Consider the following 21,948-nt stretch of genomic DNA (forward strand, 5'->3'; position numbering starts at 1 on the left):
GAGGTGGAATGACCGTTTCGGATCACATCACTCGTTTCAGAACAGCGGGGACAAACTACATCAATCTTTGCCATCAATCATCCAAAGGGCGAAGAATACCACAACACTAAATATGCGTCACGACCCAATGTCGTCCAGTAAGGCGATATGCAGACCGCGTATGTCCCCGGTGCAAGAAAATGCGTTGGTTAGATTATGCTGACGCATTTCGGCTTTCAGACTTTGCTGCGGTGGTGTGGCACGGTGACGAATAAGAATATCTTCACGATAAGGAACCTTGAGCCAATGAGCCATCCGACGGGCAATTAGCGCGGTCTGATTAAATCCTCGTTTCCAGTGGCGGGTATGGTGTAGTGGCACACTCAGCAATAGCTGTGGGCGTTTGAGCTGTCGGTGGCGTCGCGCATCAAGCCAGCTTAAAAGCAGCAATCGTGAAAGCAGAGGGGCGTATTTATCCTCTCCATAAAACTTCAGTCGGGTGATAAAGTATTTCACCGGATAACAATAATCACTGACGGCAATAAGCTGTGACCAGGCTGGGGGCTTTTGCTGGCATTCATTGCAGGGCGATAATCGTTGCTCCGCTGGCAAACCACAGCGATAGCAACAGTCAGGTAATGCGGGCAACAGGCTTAAACAAATACTGCAAATGCCGTGTTGAGCGATTGCCAGCGGGCGCTGACAGAGCCAGCATAAGCTATCGATAAGAGGCATAGTAGGTTATCTTCCTTTGATGGTTTTTTCCTGACGGACTTGCTGAGTGGACTTTACTTCATGACATCTCTTTACTGGCGGACTTTTGGCGAAGGTCATATCGATCTTGTGCTGTTGCACGGATGGGGGCTGAATGCCGAGGTCTGGGGTTGCATTACAGACAGACTTACGCCGCATTTTCGACTTCATCTGGTAGATTTACCCGGTTATGGCCGCAGTCAGGGATTTGGTGTTCTTGACCTGAATGAGATGGCCGGGGTCGTGCTGGAAAAAGCGCCTCAGCAGGCGCTATGGCTCGGATGGTCAATGGGAGGGCTGGTAGCCAGTAAAATTGCATTAATCGCGCCAGAGCGAGTTCAGGCGCTGATTAGCGTGGCTTCTTCCCCTTGTTTTTGTGCCAGAGATGAAGAGCAGTGGCCGGGTATTCGTGCTGATGTGTTACGCGGTTTTGAAGCGCTACTGAGTCGCAACTTCGAACAGACCGTCGCTCAGTTTATGGCGCTACAAACTCTGGGGGCTCCCGATGCCCGCAATGATGCTAAAAAGCTAAATCAAGTGGTGCTGAATTGCCCAATGCCGGAGGTCAGCGTATTACACGGTGGATTGCACTTGCTGGCAGAGAATGATTTACGTCAGGCATTGGTTAACCTGCCTGTACCTATGTTGCGAATTTATGGCTCCCTTGATGGGCTGGTACCAAGGCGGATTATCCCCCGGCTGGATGCGCTATGGCCGCAATCCCGTTCGATTCTTATTAACCACGCGGCCCATGCGCCGTTTATCTCTCATCCCGATGAGTTTTGTCATCAGATAGTGAGTTTTTTCCGGGAGCTCTCGTAAGCACCGCCTGATTCAGACGGAGATATGCTTTTTGATGCGGTAGGCTTCGGTCAGGCACTTTTTACCGTCAGGGCAGTCCTTACAGTTGCCGATCAGACAACTGCTGTCTGCTTCTACTCGTTCAATTTTTCCCATTGCTTCCAGCTGTTTTAGCATGGCCTGCATTAATGCAGGCGGTTGGTCAAACTGACGGCTGAGTTGGTTTAGTTCCGCGATGCCCTGTAAGGCTATGGCATCGCGGATAGTTATTAAGCTGACCATTTTAGTGGCAATGTCCCGCTTTATTTTTACAACAAGTATCCGCATCCGCTTTTGGCATTCTGGTGATCACCCTGTCGCGCAAGTGATACAGAGCATACATCAGAAGCAGGTTAAATATCATAATGGCTGCAATAATCACGGTGCTCTGCTGCGGATGAGCCGAAAAATTGGCGATTTGATAAAACGTCGCCGACAGACTGTAGGCAATATCTAACCCCCAGAAGATAGAGAACATCATCCAGCCCTTGCTGCTCTCACGGGCAATGGCTCCCATAACCGAAACGCAAGGAACATAAAGCAGCACAAAGATCAGATAACTATAAGCGGCAGAAATACTGCCAAACTTACTGCTCATCACGCCCATAGAAGTGCCGTTCATTTCTCCGTCGCCTTTACTGGCTTCAATTGGATTACTTAATGCGCGGAGAGTAAAGGTGCCTTTCAGGCTGTCCCAGGTTTCTGTTACCGCACCTTCCAGTTCCGTCAACAGATTGAAGTTTTCATAGTCAAATGGCGCGTTGGTAATCTGCTCTGCGGTGTATAGGGTATTTAGCGTACCTACCACTACTTCTTTCGCCATGGCACCGGTAATTAAACCAACGGTCGCCTGCCAGTTATCCTGAGTAACGCCAATTGGATGAAGCAGCGGTGTTAGTACCTTACTGGTAGAAGCCAGTGCCGAATCATTCATGTTATTCACCGGCTTGCCGGAAAATGAAAAGCTGTTAAGACCACCAATTAATATGCTGGCAATAACGATAACGGTACCGGCACGCAACACGAAGCCTTTCAGACGCTGCCAGGTTTGCAACAGCAGACTTTTAACGTGGGGAACGTGATAAACCGGCAGCTCCATAATAAAGGGCGTCGATTCACCGCGCATAATGGTGTATTTCAGCATCAGGCCGGTAAGAATGGCGACCACAATACCCAGCAGGTACAACGAGAAGACCACCAGTGCGCCATCTTTACCAAAAAAGGCAGCGGAGAACACCGCAAAGATTGCCAGCCGGGCACCGCAGGACATAAACGGAGCCATCAGTATGGTGATTAAACGTTCGCGCGGCGCATCCAGAGTACGGGTGCCCATAATGGAAGGAACGTTACAGCCAAAGCCGACGATCAGTGGAACAAACGATTTTCCGGGCAATCCCAGCGCATACATCAGCTTGTCCATAACGAAAGCAGCGCGGGCCATATAGCCGGAGTCTTCCAGAAATGCGAGGAACAGATACATCAGGCCAATTTGCGGTACCAGAGGTAATACCGTGTTAATACCGCCGCCAATACCCTGTGCCAGAAAAATCGTCAACCATTCAGGGAAGTTTAGCGTATGACCAACCCATTGAATACCTGAGATAAAAATGGCCGCAGAGCCAACGTCAAACAGCGGTTGCAGTGCACCACCGATATTGATGGCTAATACAAACATCAGATACATCACAAACAGGAAAATAGGTAACCCAAGCCAGCGATTAATCACGATTTTATCTAAAGCTAGGGTCAGTTTACTCGGCTGTGCCTGACTCAGGTTATGGACATCGTGGCAAATGGTAGCAATGGTTTGATAACGGGCATCAGCAATAATGAGCCCCGGATCTTCCTGATAATGCTCTTGCAGCACAGAACGTGCCTGGGATAACTGAACTTCTGCGGCGCCGGATAGCGACCGGCTATAAATATCGCCTTCTAACATTTGCAGACCCAGCCAGCGGGTTTGCTGGTCCGGCAGTTGGGATGGCATCAGACTGGCCAGTTTCGCGGCCTGCTCTTCAACGATATCCGGATAAGTGATTAACGATTGATGCTGGTTAGGCTGTAGCTTATCAATAGCAGACTTTAGCCCTTTCAGGCCTTTCCCTCGGGTTGAAACCAGAGGAATAATCGGGCAACCCAGCTTTTTAGATAATGCTTCAATATCAATTTCAATATGCTGGTCATGGGCAATATCCAACATATTGAGAGCGATAATGCAGGGGATACCTAACTCTAATAATTGCAGTGTTAAATAGAGGCTACGCTCCAGATTGGAGGCATCCATTACGTTGAGCAGCAGGTCAGCTTCACCGCTCAGGATATAATGACAGGCAATCTGCTCATCAAGGGATGTGTGTTCAGAGATGGTCGTGAGTGAGTAGGTTCCCGGCAAATCTACCAGCGTAACCTGACTGTTATCGGTTTTGAAATGGCCTTCCTTACGCTCAACGGTAACCCCAGCCCAATTCCCTACGCGTTGGCGCGAGCCGGTGAGCTGATTAAACAGCGTGGTTTTACCTGAGTTTGGGTTACCGATTAACCCGATAGTAAGTTGTTTCATTTTTTAGCCAAAAAAGATAAAAGTGAATAATGCTTCTGTGTATCGAACCGGTTTTAATTTATTCGACCAGTGCGAGTTTAATAAAATTCAGGTCTTTCTTGCGTAGAACTAAACACACCCGAGGAGTTTCAATTTGAATCGGATCGCCTAATGGTGCCACGCGAATAACGCGAAATACTGAACCGGGTAACAGCCCCAAAGACAGCAATTTTTGACGATATGCAGGATTGATCTCAGGAGTAAACCCGGTAATTTTGTATGAGCACTGAGGTTGTAGAGGAGTCATAATGTTCTGGTTAACCTTAACTCATGTTTATAACAGCATAAGATTTGTCTGAAAATGGTCTTGAGCAGTAAATAGTATTTTGAATTCTGCTTCCTGCGATAAACTGTATCATCCCGCCATTTATGCAATGCCTTATGCCCATAATGGTAATGTTATTAAGAATGATTATCGTACACAATGTCAAGAGACTCACCAAGCGTAAATAATTATTACTGCCTTTGTCTACCAATATAAGCTGAAACAGATAGAGGGATCTTGAAAAACCGAAGGGCAAATTTAACCGGATGATTTTTAACGCATTGACTGTGTTGTGATTTATTTAATGCGTGTTGTGGTGTCTCAGAAAATGATACCGGTGGATTTTTTATTATTTAACAAGCGAATAAATAAATTAGGCTTATTTTATAGGCGATTAGGCGAAATTTGTTATTTCTATTTATCCGAAAGGTTAATGATATCCTGGTTAAATAAGTTAATGTCTTTTTTTTGATTTAAATCAAACTGAATAATCATCACGGCTGCGGTCAGATAATATTTTTCATCGACAGCCGTGATAATTCATTACATATCTGTCAGCGTTTCATTTTATGTAACGCGGCAGCCAGTGCATCGCCCATGGCGCTATTATTACCACCGGAAGCAGGTTTCGCTTTTGGTGGTGCAGAACGACGCTGTGGTTTGCTGTCGTTGTCGGCCGATGCCGATTTCCGGCTATTACCTTCTCCTGGCTGTTCATCTAACCGCATGGATAAGGCAATACGTTTACGGTCCAGATCGACTTCCATTACCTTAACCTTAACGATATCACCCGCTTTGACCACGGTATGAGGGTCTTCGACAAATTTATCGGCCAGCGAAGAGATGTGCACCAGACCATCCTGATGTACACCGATATCCACAAATGCACCAAAATTAGTCACGTTAGTCACGGTGCCTTCCAGAATCATACCAATATTAAGATCGTTCAGGGTTTCCACCCCTTCCGCAAAATTAGCGGTTTTAAACTCAGGGCGAGGGTCGCGCCCTGGTTTTTCCAGCTCTTTTAAAATATCGGTCACGGTAGGTACACCAAAGCGTTCATCGGTAAAGTCAGAGGCTTTGATACCGCGCAGAGCATCAGGGCTACCCATCAGGTCATGCAGGGTTTTATGGGTTGCCTGCAATATGCGTTCAACTACCGGATAGGTTTCCGGGTGAACCGTTGAGGCATCCAGCGGGTTATCACCCTGATTAATACGCAGGAAGCCTGCGCACTGCTCAAATGCTTTCGGACCAAGGCGGCTCACATCCATTAACTGGCTGCGGTTATTAAAACGGCCATGGGTATCGCGCCAGTCAACAATATTCTGCGCAATCACCCGGCTTAAACCGGCAACGCGGGTTAATAAAGGCACCGAGGCGGTATTCAGATCGACGCCAACGGCGTTTACGCAATCCTCAACGACTGCATCCAGACGACGGGCCAGTAAAGTTTGGCTAACGTCATGCTGATACTGACCAACGCCAATGGATTTTGGTTCAATTTTGACCAACTCTGCCAGTGGGTCTTGCAGGCGACGGGCAATAGACACGGCACCACGCAAAGACACGTCCAGATCGGGGAATTCCAGTGCAGCCAGTTCAGACGCAGAATAGACCGAAGCTCCTGCTTCACTGACGATAACTTTCTGACCTTTTACTTCCGGGTACTGACGCTGTAGCTCCAGGTAGAATCGCTCCGTCTCCCTTGACGCCGTGCCATTACCAATGGCGACCAGCTCTACGTTATGTTTAATACAAAGCGCCGCAACAATCGCCGCCGCTTTGGCTGCCTGACCGGTATGTGGATAAATGGTATCTGTGGCTACCAGCTTACCGGTAGCATCAACCACTGCGACTTTTACACCGGTACGCAGGCCAGGATCCAGACCCATAGTAGCGCGCATTCCCGCCGGAGCCGCCATCAATAAATCATGCATATTGCGGGCAAAAACGTTGATAGCTTCATCTTCAGCCCGCTCTCTCAGGCTGCCCATCAGTTCGGTTTCCATATGCATCAAAATTTTGATACGCCACGTCCAGTTAACCACCGCTTTACGCCAGCTATCCGCCGGAGCATTGTTCAGACGTAAATTCAGATGGTCGGCAATAATTTGCTCGCAATAGCTTTCACGCGGTGGTTCATCATGTTGCGGATCGGCGTTTAAAGACAGGCTTAAAATGCCTTCATTGCGGCCGCGGAACATAGCCAGTGCACGGTGAGACGGGGTGCCTGAAATTGGCTCCTGATGGGCGAAGTAATCGCGGAATTTTGCCCCTTCCTGCTCTTTACCTTCCAGTACGCGGGAGGTCAGATACGCATTTTTCCACAGGTACTCACGTATTTTGCCAAGTAGCGCAGCGTCTTCTGAAAAGCGCTCCATCAAAATGTAGCGGGCACCGTCCAGCGCGGCTTTGGTATCTGCCACACCCTTATCATTGTCGACATAAGGCAGTGCGGCTTGCTCGGGTTCCTGCTGTGGATCTTGCCATAACAGGTCCGCCAATGGCTCCAAACCGGCTTCAATGGCGATCTGCCCACGGGTACGGCGTTTAGGTTTATAAGGCAGATAGAGGTCTTCCAGCTCGGTTTTACTCATAGTGCCATTAATGGCGGAAGCCAGCTCGTCTGATAGCTTGCCCTGTTCGTCAATGGATTTCAGAATAGTCTGGCGACGGTCTTCCAGTTCGCGCAGATAGACCAGTCGGGTTTCCAACTGTCTGAGTTGAGTATCATCCAGCCCGCCGGTGACCTCTTTACGGTAACGGGCAATAAAGGGAACGGTGTTGCCCTCATCTAATAAGTTAATGGTGGACAGAACCTGTTCAGGTCTTACCTGTAGCTCATTGGCAATAGTGCGACTTAATAGATTATTCATAAACCCTATATCTGTCTGAGTGAAAAATTAGAGTCGTTATACGGATTACTGAATAAAAATGCCAGAAGAAACCAACGCAAGACCTGCTGAATCACTATAAACTAAGGTGAAAATATTCTGATTAAGCTACAATTTGAAATAGTTTGAAGTGCAGAGAATCTAATGGCAAAAAGCAATTACATCACCCGTCAGGGCTGGGAAGCGCTGGACAAGGAACTCAAGTATTTATGGCGTGAAGAGCGCCCGGTGGTGACTCAGGCGGTATCTGAAGCTGCCGCCATGGGAGACCGCTCTGAAAATGCTGAATACATCTACGGTAAGAAACGGTTGCGTGAAATTGACCGCCGGGTTCGCTTTCTGACTAAGCGTCTGGAAGTCTTAAAGATTGTTGACCCAAACCCGCAACAGGAAGGCAAAGTGTTTTTTGGTGCCTGGGTTCAGGTGGAGAACGAAGAGGGAGAGATCAACGTTTTCCGGCTGGTGGGGCCTGATGAGTTTAATCCGGCGAAAAAGTGGATCTCTATCGATTCGCCGGTGGCCAGGGCACTGATTGGTAAAAAAGTGGATGATGAAGTGAGTGTTGAGACACCGAATGGTCGGGTTAGCTATTGGGTGTTAGAGATTCGCTATCAACCTTTTGAAGAGTAGAGCTTTTTTAAATCGGTTAACGATGCTGGTAACAGTGGGTTAATTGATGGGCGTTATAGCGCTGACCAGACACAAGTTTACAGTGATTAATCCTTGTAACAATTTTCCCGTGTCAGTTATGCAAATTGTGTTGTCTCAGCTAAACCTATTTTGAGATTTGAGTTTAGCTGTTCACAGGAAACCTTTGGAGCGAAATCATGCAAGAGAACCATAAGATTCTGGTCGTTGATGACGATATGCGTCTGCGTAGTTTATTAGAACGTTATCTGACCGAGCAGGGCTTTCAGGTACGTGGCGTTGCAAATGCCGAACAGATGGATCGGTTATTAACCAGAGAATCTTTCCACCTGATGGTACTCGATTTGATGCTCCCTGGTGAGGACGGGTTATCCATTTGCCGCCGTCTGCGTAGCCAGAGTAATCCGATACCTATCATTATGGTTACCGCCAAGGGTGAAGAGGTTGACCGTATTGTCGGTCTTGAAATTGGCGCGGATGATTATATTCCTAAGCCATTTAATCCAAGAGAGCTGTTGGCCCGAATTCGTGCAGTGTTACGTCGTCAGGCCAATGAACTTCCCGGTGCTCCATCTCAGGAAGAAGCGGTTATCGTATTCGGTAAATTCAAGCTGAACCTGGGTACCCGTGAAATGTTTAAAGACGATGAGCCAATGCCGTTAACCAGCGGTGAATTTGCGGTGCTTAAAGCATTGGTCAGCCATCCGAGAGAGCCATTATCGCGAGATAAGCTGATGAATCTGGCTCGTGGTCGTGAGTATAGTGCGATGGAGCGTTCTATTGATGTTCAAATTTCTCGCCTGCGCCGTATGGTGGAAGAAGATGCGGCACATCCGCGTTACATTCAAACCGTATGGGGATTAGGTTACGTTTTTGTGCCGGACGGTAGCGCTGCATGACTTTTTGGCGGTTTCCTCCCCGCAGTGCGGTTGCACGTACTCTATTACTGATTGTTTCTTTGCTGTTTATCAGCCTGGTGACAACCTACTTTGTAGTGTTGAACTTTGCTATTTTGCCAAGTATTCAGCAGTTTAATAAAGTACTGGCCTATGAAGTGCGGATGTTAATGACCGACCGTTTAAAACTTGAGGATGGAACTTATCTGATCATTCCTCCCCAATTCCAGCAAGAGATGTATCGGGAATTGGGGATTTCATTACATACTGATGCATCTGCCGAAGAGAGTGGATTACGCTGGTCACAGCGTTATGACTTTCTCAGTAAGCAGATGGAGCAACAGCTCGGTGGGCCAACAGAGGTTCGCATTCAACTGGGGAATCATTCCCCGGTGGTGTGGCTGAAAACCGAGCTTTCTCCCAAGGTTTGGGTAAGAGTTCCTCTGACCGAGATACGTCAGGGGGAGTTTGCTCCACTATTTCGCTATACCCTGGCTATCATTCTGATGGTTATTGGGGGAGCCTGGTTATTTATACGTATTCAGAACCGACCGCTGGCCGATCTTGAACATGCGGCTCAACAGGTAGGGATGGGTATGACTCCGCCACCATTGAGAGAGTATGGTGCATCTGAAGTCCGCTCTGTGACGCGGGCATTCAACCGTATGACGTCCGGTGTTAAACAGTTGGATAACGACCGAACATTACTAATGGCTGGCGTTAGCCACGACCTGAGAACACCCTTGACCCGAATTCGTCTGGCAACTGAAATGATGGGGTCAAAAGAGGACTATCTGGCCGAGTCGATTAATAAAGATATCGAAGAGTGCAATTCCATTATTGAGCAGTTTATTGATTACCTGAGTACCGGCAGAGAGCAACATACTGAGCCGGGGGATATTAATATTATTTTGGCTGAAGTCGTGTCTGCCAGTGGATTAGATCAGGATATTGCTACTGATTTATATCATGGTGAGTTGATTGCAAGTATTCATCCACTTTCGATTAAGCGCGCTATTGTTAATCTGATTGTTAATGCTTCACGTTATGGCAATGGCTGGATAAAGGTAAGCAGCGGCAAGGAAGAGGGCAGGGTGTGGTTTCAGGTAGATGATGATGGCCCTGGTATTCCTGAAGATCAGTTAGAAATGTTATTTCAGCCCTTTGTTCGTGGTGATAGTGCCCGTAGTATCAGTGGTACGGGTCTGGGGCTATCGATTTTACGCCGTATCATTGATGGTCATGATGGTGAGATCATGATGGGAACCAGTGAACGAGGTGGATTGAGCGTGAAGATTTATCTGACGGAGAGTAAACCTGAAGAGTAATCATCTTTGTCAGTAATACAGGTTCTGATAAAGGAAAATGCGCCAAAGTGAAGTGACCCCCAATAGTTGGACAATCAATTATTGGGGGTCTTTTTATGTCTAAATACAGTCGAGAGTTAAAAATCACTCTTGCTAATCAGCATTACTTCGCTTTTGGACCAACCGCAACCAGTGCCGCACCTGCCGGAGTATCGGTATATTTGTCAAAGTTAGTGACAAACAGGTCTGCCAGTTTTTCTGCTTTCTCTTTCCATTCTGCTTCACTGGCGTAAGTATCACGCGGATCCAGAATCGCAGGGTTTACACCCGGCAGAGAGGTTGGCACCGCCAGATCGAAGATTGGCAGTTGGATAGTGTCTGCCTTTTCGATTTCACCGTTCAGAATGGAGTCGATAATGGCGCGGGTATCTTTAATAGATATACGTTTGCCGGTACCGTTCCAGCCGGTGTTAACCAGATAAGCCTGCGCACCAGACGCTTTCATTCTCTTCACCAATACTTCAGCATACTGGGTTGGGTGCAATGAAAGGAATGCCGCACCAAAGCAGGCCGAGAAGGTTGGTGTTGGTTCAGTAATTCCGCGTTCAGTACCTGCCAGCTTGGCAGTAAAACCAGACAGGAAGTGATACTGGGTTTGATCAGGCGTTAGCTTAGATACCGGAGGCAGAACGCCAAATGCATCTGCGGTTAAAAAGATAACCTTTTTCGCATGCCCTGCTTTAGAAACTGGCTTAACGATATTTTCAATATGATAAATTGGATAGGAAACGCGCGTGTTCTCAGTTTTTGAACCATCATCAAAGTCTACGCTGCCATCGGCACGTACCGTTACGTTTTCCAACAGGGCATCGCGTCTGATAGCGTTATAGATATCCGGTTCAGCTTCTTTAGACAGTTTAATGGTTTTCGCGTAACAGCCGCCTTCAAAGTTGAATACGCCGTCGTCGTCCCAACCGTGCTCATCATCACCAATCAACTGACGTTTTGGATCGGTGGACAGCGTTGTTTTACCGGTGCCGGACAGACCAAAGAAGATTGCCACATCACCTTTATCACCCACGTTGGCAGAGCAGTGCATAGAAGCAATGCCTTTTAACGGCAGAAGATAGTTCATGATGGAGAACATACCTTTCTTCATTTCGCCACCGTACCAAGTACCGCCGATTAGCTGGATGCGTTCTGTCAGGTTAAAGGCAACAAAGTTTTCTGAGTTTAGCCCCTGCGCTTTCCAGTTAGGGTTAGTGCACTTTGCACCATTCATTACGATAAAGTCTGGCTCAAAATTTTGCAGTTCTTCATCCGTTGGGCGGATGAACATGTTTTTTACGAAGTGAGCCTGCCATGCTACTTCAGTAATAAAACGTACTTTTAAACGCGTGTCAGGATTAGCCCCGCAATAAGCATCGACCACAAACAAACGCTTACCAGATAGCTGGTTAGCAACCAGTTTTTTCAATTCAGCCCAGACAGCAGGAGTGATAGGTTTATTATCGTTTTTACCTTTCCCCTGATCGGCCCACCAAACCGTATCGCGGCTGGTGTCATCACGAACGATATACTTATCCTTTGGTGAGCGACCGGTGAAAATACCGGTATCTACGGCAACCGCGCCTAAGGTTGTTACTGTTCCCTTCTCATATCCTTGTAAATCAGGACGGGTTTCTTCTTTATACAGGCAATCATAGCTTGGGTTGTACACTATCTCAGTGGCGTCTTGGATACCGTAGGTAGTCAAAACTTGGCGAGTGATACGTCTTGTGCTCATAATTTTTCCTTAAAAAGATGAATACTGATGTTTATTGTAAAGGCTTTCCTGACGGTGACTGAGATAACTATCAAGGATCGGCATATTGTTCTAAATTTTGATAGAAGATGCGATCCACATCTCTGTAATTGAGAAGTGAAACGATTAATGAAGGGATATGAGCAGGGAATAAAGATTAAAATGCCGGAAATAACGATATTTCATTCCCGGCAATCTGTGTATTAATGGCGAGTCTCGTTTTCTAACGTAGTGCTACCATTTAACCGTAAAGCATCAATGTCCATTTTTTCAAACAGGTAGTGATTGCCACAATAGTCACAATGAATATCAATATGGCCTTCTTCCGCAATCAGCGAATCGACTTCATCCTGTGGAAGCGTCATTAAAGCTTGCGCACTACGCTCTCTGGAACAGGTGCAATGGAAGCTCACTTTTTGCCCGTCGAACAGGGTGACATCCTCTTCATGGTATAAACGACGCAGAACTTCTTCAACATTCAGGGAGAAGAGCTCTTCAGCTTTAATGGTTTCTGTCAGCGTTGCCAGATGCTCGAATTCGCTGTCATTGCCTTTATGAGCAGGCAAAACCTGTAATAACATACCCGCAGCAGCTGCCTGCCCCTGATAAGCGCCTGTTCTGATAAACAGACGGGTAGGAAGCTGCTCTGACTGAAGGAAATAGGCTTCAATACATTCAGCAACGGTTTCACCTTCCAGACCAACTACGCCCTGATAGCGCTCACCCTCTTTAGGAATAATGGTAATAACCAGGTAACCATTGCCGATCATTTGCTTCAGCGTGAAGTTATCGTCTACCTCTCCCTGAAGGCGAGCCACGCCGCGCATCTCTTGCAGATTATTACCGTTTATAACCGCCAGCCTAACCGGGCCATCACCCTGTAGTTGAACGGTGATATCACCATCAAATTTTAGCGTAGCGGTAAGTAAACTGGTGGCAACTAACATTTCTCCCAGCAGGCGCTGTACTGCAACCGGATAATCATGGTTTTCAAGAATCTGACAATAGGTATCACTGAGCGAGATCAGCTCACCTCTGACATCATGTTTTTCAAATAAATAGCGGTGTAACAGATCTGCATTTTGCATGTGTTTTCTCTCGTTAGGGCGATGGCTATTCTCAAAACAGCGGGAGATTATTCATCATCACCATATTTAAATTTTATCAGATTACGGCGCTCTTTCTTATCCGGGCGACGATCCGGATGAGGCATGGTTAATGCGTTTAGCTTACGTGCCTGGGATATGTTCTCCCTTTTGGTCACGCTCTCCGGGGTTTCATGGTACAGCTGTTGTGCTTCGCTGGCCCCCCGGCGCTGCATACTCAAGGCGTTAACGATAATGGTTCTTTCATCGTTTCCCTGCCTCAGGCGAATTTCGGCACCCACCTCAACCAGTTTACTGGGTTTGGATCGCTGACCGTTGTAATGAACCTTGCCACCATCAACCATTTCTCTGGCTATGGCCCTCGTTTTATAAAAACGTGCAGCCCAAAGCCATTTATCCAGTCGAATACCTTGCTCTTCGGGTGGGTTTGTCATTACGGATTCTCCTGGGTGACTCCGGTAATAGATGGAGTAGCGAACTGCGCTATTGCGATTACCGGAAACATGAAACGGGGATGAAAATTGCCGATACTTCAACATATGGGCGAAATACAATAAATCAAGGTATCTCGCCCTGAGAGTGAGAAGCAGTTATTAGTTTTGTTGAACGCTGTGTCTGAAATCCTTGGCAAAACAGCGATTGTAATAACCCTGAATTTTTTCCGTCCGGCGGGAGTTTTTACGTAACCGAATAATAAGGAGGGCAATGTTATAAATCAGGCTAAGGGACATAATGATAAACAGCAGGGTGGAACCTACATAACGCCAGAATGACACCAGACTCGACTCACTGTGTAATGAGATCTTAATAGTGCCATTTTCGATGGGCTGAATCTCAATCACAATACCGCTGGCGCTGAAGTGAGTATTTAAGAGCTTGTTTGATAAGCGCTGTAACTCAATCCATTGTTTAATTGCGGTATTATCATACAGGGTATCCAATGGGATGCTTGGATGGGTCAGCTCTTTAATTTCGTCGCCGTCTACCATCTGTTTTTCATCATCATCATTACGAATATAAAACCCGCCTTTTGGCTTATTGTATAGCGCCTGTGCCGCCTGATGGGTTTGGCTGTAGAAGAATGATGAGACAATGGAGTTAACCTGTGAGCGAAGTGTATCTGCTGCCACCGGGCGCAGGAAAACATCCGTATCTTTTAATGAATGAACCTGTGATTTTTCTACCAGCTCATCCCAATCTTTTTTATTGCTCAGAATCAGCAATGACCCCTTAAGCCGACGGCAGTCACCAGAATCCTTACATAAATTCTCGGTTTTTAGCACGATGTCTGAAAAATCGGGCACTACGGTCATTCCGGCGCGTTCAGCCGTTCTGGCCAGGTCGGGATTGTTTTTTATCGCCTGATTATTTAGCGGATTAAGCTGATAGTTTATGCTATCCAGCAGCGCGATGGCATTATCAATGACTTCTGATGAAGGGAGGGAAGGTAAATTATCCGCCCCCCAATACATCTCCGTACAGTCAAAAGGCATAAAGGGATAAATAATGTCGCTACGGTAAATGGCTGGAATACTGCACATGCCGGAACCCTGAACGGTTAAGTGATCGCCAATTTCAACCTGTGAAGCTTTAAGTTGCTCTGGCGAGGTGACGCTAATGTTTGTTGAACCATCCAGCAGGGCCAGACTGAGCTCCAGTGGGCGTTTCATGGGAATTGAAGTCAGCAATAATATGATAACCAACAGCGAAGAGAGCGCCAGCACCAGATTTTTTCCCCAGTGAAGCAGCGGAAAATTAACCGACTCATTGTGCAGGGAGAGAAACTTCCCTTGTTTCACCACATAACGATTCAGATAAATATCAATATTGGTTTTATGATCGAGATCGTAACCCACATAAGGTTGCCAGTGTGGCGGATAAATCAGGTCGATAGCCCCAATAGAAATATTGGTTAATTGCCCGTTATCTGACTCACCAAATAACCCCCAACGTTTGGGAATACCGCGCAAACAGTGAATATTATATTGGGTTTGTTTTAGCTCACTGCGAAACATCCGCCATATGCCGATACCCAGCAACAGTACCGCCAGAGCAATTAGCCAGGGTAAAATTTCAGTGGAAGTGATCAGGCTGAAGAAAAGGATAATATAGGAGAGGGAGATAATAAGAGATTCATACACCTTCTTTTTTGGCTTTAAATTGTATTCAGCCATAGTCTCTTTACGCAGGCGAATCAATTCAACGTTATCACTGTTCTCTTTATCCTTTGGTGCCGGGTGCTTAAGCTGAGGTGTCGTGGTTACATCACTTGGATGTTTAGACTGTATAAAATCGGTTAGCTTATGGCCGTTTAACGAGATAACTAATGGGATAGTTTGTGTTTTGATGATATCAACCTGATTAATGTTTTCAATATAATCAATCCACTCAGGTTCTAAATAAACTTCAATACCATCAATGTAATAGCGTTTTATATTCTCTTTATCGTCAGGAGACGGTAACGACATAATTGGTGAGTTAGAAGAGTAAACGTTATCGCTATAGGGCATCAGCGCGGATTTCTGGAAGGAGCCCGATTTATTCCCCTCTTTACGCACTTTTTCCAGATATTCCAGATATTCCAGATATTCCAGATATTCGCTGATGGCCATCGTTTCATCTGTTGATAGTTTACGGGTGCTGTTATGAACAAAAGGCAGGGAGCTGGTTTGAGACTGGTTTTTTTTTGCTCTCCAGTGGATAACATATTGGTAGAGCCCTACGCCAGACAGCGCAACAAAAATGATAAGCAGTAGTATAGCGAATATGCTTATATCATTACTGGGGTACATGGATAACTCTCACTTGTTGGCCTGCCGTTCTGTCATATCTTAATGAATAAATAGGGGGTCGATTTTTTATTCGGAGAGCAATTATCAAAAACTCTCTTATTTGCACATTTTAGCGCATCACTTTTGTTTATCCGTACTATCTTATAGTTATTATCTTATAGTTAGTTGGCGATGGTATCAAAAAGCAGATGTAAACATTTGCTTATAGTAAAGTGCTATCAGCCAGAATACAAAGCCAGTAAGATGAATTGCGGGCTACTTCCAAAATATTGCCATATTAATACTTCATATTGTCAGTAATAATAAGTATAAGCCAGATAACAATTATTATTGTATGAAAGGATTTATCCCTGAGGTTTCATGAATGAGTATAGTGCAGCAAAAACCCCGGATCCTAAATGTTGAGACCATTGCCCGTTCTCGCATGTTTCGTATTCAGTCGGTTGATTTAGCTTTCAGCAACGGAGAAAAGCGGGTTTACGAACGTTTGCTGCCAGAAGGCCGTCAGGCGGTAATGATTGTGCCTGTAAGTGATGACAATATTTTATTGATTCGCGAATATGCTGTGGCCATTGAAGACTATGAGTTGGGTTTTCCTAAAGGCCTGGTAGAGCCGAATGAAGATATACTGGTGGCTGCTAACCGTGAGTTAATGGAAGAGATTGGTTATGGTGCCAAAAAACTCACCGTATTATCGAAGCTGACTCTGGCTCCGACCTATTTTGCCAGTACTATGACTATCGTATTGGCCGAAGATCTTTACCTCCAGAAGCTGGAAGGGGATGAGCCGGAACCGTTAACGCTGGTGACCTGGCCGCAGGAAACTATGCTCGATCTGCTTAGTGAGGCGGATTTTAATGAAGCGCGTAATGTTAGCGCACTGTTTTTAGCACGGGAATATTTGCGGCAGCGGGTTGAATTATAGTATTAATCAGATAATAAAAAGGCCGTTCAGTGAACGGCCTTTTTACGTTAGTTCTAAAATTTATCAGAACAGTTCATATGTGTTACCGCCGCCGTCAGTCACGGTAGTACCAACTTCAGAGTAAGCGCGGGCAGTCGGTTCAGTACCTTTTATAAAGTATTCTGAACGGCTACGGCCACCGCCTGGAAGCTGCCCTGTAGACATATCGATAGTCACGCTGATAATACCTTTCGGCTGTGGCGTGGTTTGTATCGGTAAGCCATTCAGCGCGACCTTCATATAATCAATCCAGGCTGGCTGGGCACTTTGTGCACCGGCTTCTCCACGACCCAAGCCGCGACGGTGATCGTCAAAGCCAATCCAGACTGACGTCACGGTCGATGGACCAAAGCCAGAGAACCAGGCATCTTTTGAACTGTTAGTGGTACCGGTTTTACCACCAATATCATTACGTTTCAGATCCCTTGCGGCACGCCAGCCAGTACCGTTCCAGCCACCGCCCGGTTCGCCGGAGATATCACTTTTCAGTGCATCCTGCATCAGGAAGGCTAATTCAGAGCTGATAACGTGAGGGGCATAAGGATCTGCCGGTGGCATCTTGGATGGATCAATCTTCGGTAGATTAGGGACCGGTGTAATATCGTTAACGGCATTTTCCGTTAATGGATCGACATCATCAGAACTGTCATCGGCAGGATCGGCCGGTTGTGAATCGGCTGTTGCCGCAGCCGCAGCCGCAGCCGTCGCATCTTCCTGACTGTGCAGATCAACGGTGTTACTGACCAGCGCCTGAGGTTTTGCCGTTTGACCATAAACCACAGGAATATCACAGGTAAAGCCACAGGCTACTTTTGGTTTAGCGGCAAAGATAATCGTACCGGTATCATCTTCAATTTTGGTAATAAAATAAGGGTCAATCAAATAGCCGCCATTGGCGAATACCGCATAACCACGAGCCAATTGCAGTGGGGTAAATGACGCAGCACCCAGTGCTAATGATTCAGTCCGTGAAATGTTTTGTTCCGGGAAGCCAAAGCGTTGTAGATAGTCAGCCGCATAATCCACACCAATGACACGCATTGCACGAACAATCATAACGTTTTTAGATAAACCTAAACCAACCCGTAAACGCAGAGGGCCAGCATAAGTCGGCGGTGAGTTTTTAGGTGACCAGGTTTTACCTCCGCCAACGTTTAGCGTAATAGGCAGGTCAGTTAACAGTGTGGAAAGGGTCAATCCTTTATCTAATGCTGCGGCATAAACAAAGGGTTTAATGTTAGACCCCGCCTGACGCACAGACTGAGTTACCCGGTTAAATTTACTTTGGTTAAAATCAAAGCCGCCCACTAATGCTTTTATGGCACCATCATGTGGATCTAATGAGATTAACGCAGAGTTTACACCAGGGATCTGCGACAGCATCCAGTTTTCACCGCTTTTACGGATCCAAACCTGTTGGCCAGCTTTAATAACATCGGTTACTTTTCTTGGGCTGGCGCCCATTGCCCGATCGTTAATAAAGGGTCTGGCCCAGCGCATTGCTGAGAAAGATAAAGCCAGTGTTTCGCCATCATTAAACATGACGGTCGCCTGTTGACCATCTGCTTTGGTTACAACCACAGGAATCAGCGGGCCATAGCTGGATACACCTTTCAGGAATTCAACGATCTTTTGTTTTTCCCACGGAGCTTCTGCTCCTTTCCACAAGATGTGTTCCGGGCCGCGGTAGCCGTGGCGCATATCGTAATCAATGATGTTGTTACGTACTGCGTCAGTTGCTGCGGTTTGCAAAGATTTAGTGATAGTGGTGTAAACCTTATAACCATCGGTATAAGCATTATCACCATACTTATCAATCATTTCCTGGCGAACCATCTCAGCCAGATAGGATGCGGTAAAAGCGACTTCTGGTTCATGGTAGTTAGCAACCAGCGGTGAGTTTTTAGCCTCCATATACTCTTGTTGAGTAATGTATTTCTCTTCCAGCATACGGTAAAGCACGGTATTACGGCGTACCAGAGCGCGGTCCGGATAATTGATCGGGTTATAGCTGGAGGGTGCCTTCGGTAAACCGGCGATCATTGCCATTTCGCTTAACGTCAGTTGGCTTACATCTTTACCAAAATAGACGTGTGCGGCAGCACCGATACCATAGGCTCGTGAGCCCAGATAAATCTTGTTCAGATAAAGCTCAAGAATCTCATCTTTGGTCAACGATCTTTCAATGCGAATGGCCAGAAATGCTTCTTTTGCTTTACGAACAATTGTCTTTTCAGGACTAAGGAAGAAGTTTCTCGCCAGCTGTTGAGTAATGGTACTGGCCCCTTGCTGGGCAGAACCCGCGCCAACGGTGACGATTAACGCACGGGCAATACCGATAGGGTCGAGACCGTGGTGCTCATAGAAACGGCTATCTTCTGTTGCCAGAAATGCATGAATTAACTGAGGCGGCATTTGTTTCAGCGTCACTGGAATGCGGCGCATTTCACCAAATTGAGCAATAAGCTCTCCCTCTGCGCTAAATACCTGCATAGGCATTTGTAGTTTGACCTCTTTTAACGTTGAAACGTCTGGTAGCTCCGGTTCAAGGTATTTATAGAGGCCAAAAATCACGCCAATTCCCAAAAAAAAGCAACAAATTGCAATGATGAACAAATACTTTACGAACTTCACCTGATAATTCCCATGCGATGGACATTGAGTGGTTTATAAACAGTCAACCAATAGTATAAAGGCAACACGACATTGTGGATACGTTCTTTTATCGATGGGTAAGAGAAAACAAAGGAAAAGGAGATTTCTGGAATATGCACATTTGGCAGGTTGGCTTAGATATTCAAGAGGATGGCTTCCGGGCATTGGCTGTACAGCCTCGGCGATATGGTTGGCAATTGCGTCACTGGCATTATCAGCCCGTTTCATCCCCGGCTATTGGTGATAATGCACTAAGATTATCATCAGAAATCCTGGAGGCGTTGAGTGAATGGCGACGCAATTTGCCAAGGCGTGTTTCGATACGCATTGCGCTACCCGCTGAAGTTATTTTACAGCAGTCGATAAAATTACCGGAACCATCGCTTCCGCCTCAGGAACAGGAATGGCTAGTGGAATCCTCTGTCAGTAAGTTATTCCCGTTAGCTGCCCGTGAACTGGCAGTCGATTATCGTCTTTTATCCCCGATTAATTCAGACCGATCTGTAGGTGGGGAAATAGTGGTTAGTGCAACCCGGCGATCGGTTATTGAATACTGGGAATCTGAGCTGGCTGGTATTGATATCTTTCCCGATATTATTGATACGGCCCCCTGCGTACTACGTTATATGGCACAGCTTGGCGGTGTACCAACCAATTCATTACTGATTCATCAGCTATATGGAAAGCACCTGTTGGTTTCACCCCTTGAACATCCTTTCTATTATCAGGTTATTCCCGATAATCCGATGACGGTTTCAGAACGAATCGGGCAGGCCAGCTAGGCCTATCAACAAATCAGTGGTTATGCCGTTCATCAGGTTAACTATAGCGGTTTACCAACAGCGGAAATCTTTCCCTCTTACATCCAATGTTGGTCGCCACTGGTAGCACTACAACAAATGCAACCGCCATTGCCCGAAGCGCCTCAACAGTTTGTTCTGGCGTGTGGGTTAGCGCTGCGTTCAGAGGATTGCTGATGCTTCTGGTGAACTTTCTGCCGTGGCGTGCCCAACGGCAAAAAAAGGCGATTAGGCAGTTTGTTATCATGGCGCTTTGCTATGCAGTAGCCACCTTCTTCTGCATAAGTTCACTGTATCTGATTGCGACTGACCAGCGGGAAAAGCTTTCTGTACGACTGGCTGATATGACGGCATCTAACACAGCAATGCTGAATGACATTAAACAAATTAAGGACATTCAACAGGCCGCGTCGAATCTGGCTCTGTTGCAAAGTCAAACTCAGCAAATCAGGCAGCAGTCACTCTTATTGCAGACATTATTTGCCGATATTGAATTGGCTTTGCCGGAGTCGCTTTGGTTGAAAAAAATTACATTTCAGGAACTGAAATTAGTGATTGAAGGTCAGGGACATAGCTACCTGAACGTTATGGATTTCCAGAGAAAATTAGATCGCTCATCATTAATCTCCGGGCTTCAACTAGGGAAAATGATGGCTGTAGATACCGAGTTTTCTTTGTTCTCTTTCATCTTTACGGCCAACCGGACAGGAGTTGAACCTTGATTGGGAGAACGCAAATTGACTGGCGATATGTGATATTTGCACCGCTATGGTTACGTCATTCCATTATCGCTTCTGTTTGTATGCTGCCGGGAATTTTTAGTTGGTATTCAATAGTTATTCCTGTAACAGACATTAATCAGCAGCTTCAAACTCAGTTAGTAACAGCAGAGCAGCTGACATCAATTTACCAACAGCAATGGCACTCATTGCCCGCGATAGACCAACTGAAGGCACAAATTCAGCAGATTAAGGGTGAGCTTAAACCATATCAATTTGCCAATAGCGCCGGGTTTCTTCACCTTATCACGGATTTTCTTGCCGCATCGGGCTGCCAGTTAATTGATATCGGTACTCCCTCTGTATCTGAACAGGAGAGACTGACTTTATATGACTGGCAATTAAAGGTAAGTGCTGACTATTTTCAACTGATTGAATTAATCAGATTAATTAATAGTGAAACGCGTCTGATAGCCATTAACCGTCTGACGATGGAAGGTGGCTCGCGCTTAACCATCAATATGACGGTTCGTTTATACCAGTTAAATCAGGATCCAATATGAGACTGTATTTGCTGCTGGTGTCGCTGCTTTTTTCTGCTGAGGTTTTAACACAAGAGCCCCCGCGACGTAATCCCTTTATACCCGGCGAAATAACGCAGTGCCCGGCGGCCATTCTTGCAGAAGAGCAACAGTTATTGGGCTGGATACTGCGTGGGGTGATTGGCCGTAATGAAAACTGGTATGGATGGATACAGGCTCAGAACGGGAATTGGATACGGGTTGCCCGGCACAAGCCATTGCCCCTGTTTTACTGGCAACTGGACAATTTGCGTTATGGCAGTGCTCAATTTTCCGATAAATCAGTGGGAAGTCACGCCTGTCGTAGCCAAAATATTATTGAGCTTAAATTAAGGAAGTAAGT

Annotated in this window: 20 protein-coding genes; 9 read left to right on the forward strand and 11 right to left on the reverse strand. The window is 46.3% G+C overall.

Going from position 1 to position 21,948, the window contains the following annotated elements; all coding sequences use genetic code 11:
* Together LPW36_RS08820 and LPW36_RS08825 are read right to left on the reverse strand one after the other, a co-directional pair.
* Positions 1-74, reverse strand: a 74-nt coding sequence (locus LPW36_RS08820) for an IS1 family transposase (protein ID WP_338085967.1), incomplete at its 3' end; no start/stop codon positions are given.
* Positions 75-117: 43 nt separating this feature from the next.
* A complete protein-coding gene (locus tag LPW36_RS08825; protein ID WP_230609321.1) occupies positions 118-714 on the reverse strand; it encodes a hypothetical protein in 597 nt (198 codons plus the stop codon).
* A gap of 60 nt (positions 715-774) precedes the next feature.
* Here LPW36_RS08825 and bioH point away from each other — a divergent pair, with 60 nt between their 5' ends.
* Positions 775-1,554 (forward strand): pimeloyl-ACP methyl ester esterase BioH, encoded by a 780-nt coding sequence (bioH, locus tag LPW36_RS08830; RefSeq protein WP_230609322.1) that lies wholly within the window; start codon positions 775-777, stop codon positions 1,552-1,554.
* A 12-nt stretch (positions 1,555-1,566) separates the two neighbouring features.
* On the opposite strand, the gene LPW36_RS08835 is transcribed toward bioH, so the two are convergent.
* The 4 genes from LPW36_RS08835 to LPW36_RS08850 form a co-directional block, all read right to left on the reverse strand.
* Positions 1,567-1,815 (reverse strand): FeoC-like transcriptional regulator, encoded by a 249-nt coding sequence (locus LPW36_RS08835; protein ID WP_230609323.1) that lies wholly within the window; start codon positions 1,813-1,815, stop codon positions 1,567-1,569.
* Position 1,816: 1 nt separating this feature from the next.
* The gene (feoB, locus tag LPW36_RS08840; RefSeq protein ID WP_230609324.1) at positions 1,817-4,132 is read right to left on the reverse strand and encodes a Fe(2+) transporter permease subunit FeoB; all 2,316 of its coding nucleotides are present in this window, start codon (positions 4,130-4,132) and stop codon (positions 1,817-1,819) included.
* A gap of 58 nt (positions 4,133-4,190) precedes the next feature.
* A complete protein-coding gene (gene feoA, locus LPW36_RS08845; RefSeq protein ID WP_218466705.1) occupies positions 4,191-4,418 on the reverse strand; it encodes a ferrous iron transporter A in 228 nt (75 codons plus the stop codon).
* Positions 4,419-4,990: 572 nt separating this feature from the next.
* The gene (locus tag LPW36_RS08850) at positions 4,991-7,315 is read right to left on the reverse strand and encodes a Tex family protein (RefSeq protein WP_230609325.1); all 2,325 of its coding nucleotides are present in this window, start codon (positions 7,313-7,315) and stop codon (positions 4,991-4,993) included.
* 162 nt (positions 7,316-7,477) lie between these two features.
* Here LPW36_RS08850 and greB point away from each other — a divergent pair, with 162 nt between their 5' ends.
* The 3 genes from greB (at position 7,478) to envZ (ending at position 10,205) form a co-directional block, all read left to right on the forward strand.
* Positions 7,478-7,963, forward strand: coding sequence for a transcription elongation factor GreB (gene greB / locus LPW36_RS08855; RefSeq protein WP_230609326.1), 486 nt, complete (start codon positions 7,478-7,480; stop codon positions 7,961-7,963).
* Between the two features lie 197 nt (positions 7,964-8,160).
* Positions 8,161-8,880: an osmolarity response regulator transcription factor OmpR gene (ompR, locus tag LPW36_RS08860; protein ID WP_130593198.1), complete on the forward strand. Its 720-nt coding sequence runs from the start codon at positions 8,161-8,163 to the stop codon at positions 8,878-8,880.
* Positions 8,877-10,205: a two-component system sensor histidine kinase EnvZ gene (envZ, locus tag LPW36_RS08865; RefSeq protein ID WP_230609327.1), complete on the forward strand. Its 1,329-nt coding sequence runs from the start codon at positions 8,877-8,879 to the stop codon at positions 10,203-10,205. The genes ompR and envZ overlap by 4 nt, the downstream gene beginning before the upstream one ends.
* A 142-nt stretch (positions 10,206-10,347) precedes the next feature.
* Here envZ and pckA read toward each other — a convergent pair whose 3' ends face one another.
* From pckA to LPW36_RS08885, 4 genes are all read right to left on the reverse strand, one after another.
* Positions 10,348-11,970, reverse strand: a complete 1,623-nt coding sequence (pckA, locus tag LPW36_RS08870) for a phosphoenolpyruvate carboxykinase (ATP) (RefSeq protein WP_230609328.1) — start codon at positions 11,968-11,970, stop codon at positions 10,348-10,350.
* A 221-nt stretch (positions 11,971-12,191) separates the two neighbouring features.
* Entirely contained in the window at positions 12,192-13,076 is an 885-nt protein-coding gene (hslO, locus tag LPW36_RS08875; RefSeq protein ID WP_230609329.1) for an Hsp33 family molecular chaperone HslO, read from the reverse strand.
* 47 nt (positions 13,077-13,123) lie between these two features.
* Positions 13,124-13,528, reverse strand: coding sequence for a ribosome-associated heat shock protein Hsp15 (hslR, locus tag LPW36_RS08880; protein ID WP_230609330.1), 405 nt, complete (start codon positions 13,526-13,528; stop codon positions 13,124-13,126).
* A 159-nt stretch (positions 13,529-13,687) separates the two neighbouring features.
* Positions 13,688-15,886: an IgaA/UmoB family intracellular growth attenuator gene (locus tag LPW36_RS08885; protein ID WP_230609331.1), complete on the reverse strand. Its 2,199-nt coding sequence runs from the start codon at positions 15,884-15,886 to the stop codon at positions 13,688-13,690.
* 364 nt (positions 15,887-16,250) lie between these two features.
* Between LPW36_RS08885 and nudE the strand changes: the two genes are divergently transcribed.
* On the forward strand, positions 16,251-16,811 hold the full coding sequence (gene nudE, locus LPW36_RS08890; protein WP_230609332.1) for an ADP compounds hydrolase NudE: 561 nt from the start codon (positions 16,251-16,253) through the stop codon (positions 16,809-16,811).
* A 63-nt stretch (positions 16,812-16,874) separates the two neighbouring features.
* On the opposite strand, the gene LPW36_RS08895 is transcribed toward nudE, so the two are convergent.
* The gene (locus tag LPW36_RS08895) at positions 16,875-19,484 is read right to left on the reverse strand and encodes a PBP1A family penicillin-binding protein (RefSeq protein WP_230609333.1); all 2,610 of its coding nucleotides are present in this window, start codon (positions 19,482-19,484) and stop codon (positions 16,875-16,877) included.
* Between the two features lie 134 nt (positions 19,485-19,618).
* Here LPW36_RS08895 and pilM point away from each other — a divergent pair, with 134 nt between their 5' ends.
* From pilM to LPW36_RS08915, 4 genes are all read left to right on the forward strand, one after another.
* On the forward strand, positions 19,619-20,287 hold the full coding sequence (pilM, locus tag LPW36_RS08900) for a pilus assembly protein PilM (RefSeq protein WP_230609334.1): 669 nt from the start codon (positions 19,619-19,621) through the stop codon (positions 20,285-20,287).
* Between the two features lie 194 nt (positions 20,288-20,481).
* Entirely contained in the window at positions 20,482-21,027 is a 546-nt protein-coding gene (locus tag LPW36_RS08905; RefSeq protein WP_230609335.1) for a PilN domain-containing protein, read from the forward strand.
* Complete coding sequence (locus tag LPW36_RS08910; RefSeq protein WP_230609336.1) at positions 21,024-21,587, forward strand: hypothetical protein; 564 nt, start codon at positions 21,024-21,026, stop codon at positions 21,585-21,587. Before LPW36_RS08905 ends, LPW36_RS08910 begins: the two co-directional genes overlap by 4 nt.
* On the forward strand, positions 21,584-21,946 hold the full coding sequence (locus tag LPW36_RS08915; protein ID WP_230609337.1) for a hypothetical protein: 363 nt from the start codon (positions 21,584-21,586) through the stop codon (positions 21,944-21,946). The genes LPW36_RS08910 and LPW36_RS08915 overlap by 4 nt, the downstream gene beginning before the upstream one ends.
* Positions 21,947-21,948 lie beyond the last annotated feature (2 nt).

The organism is Limnobaculum eriocheiris, assembly GCF_021010575.1.
Lineage (GTDB): Bacteria > Pseudomonadota > Gammaproteobacteria > Enterobacterales > Enterobacteriaceae > Limnobaculum > Limnobaculum eriocheiris.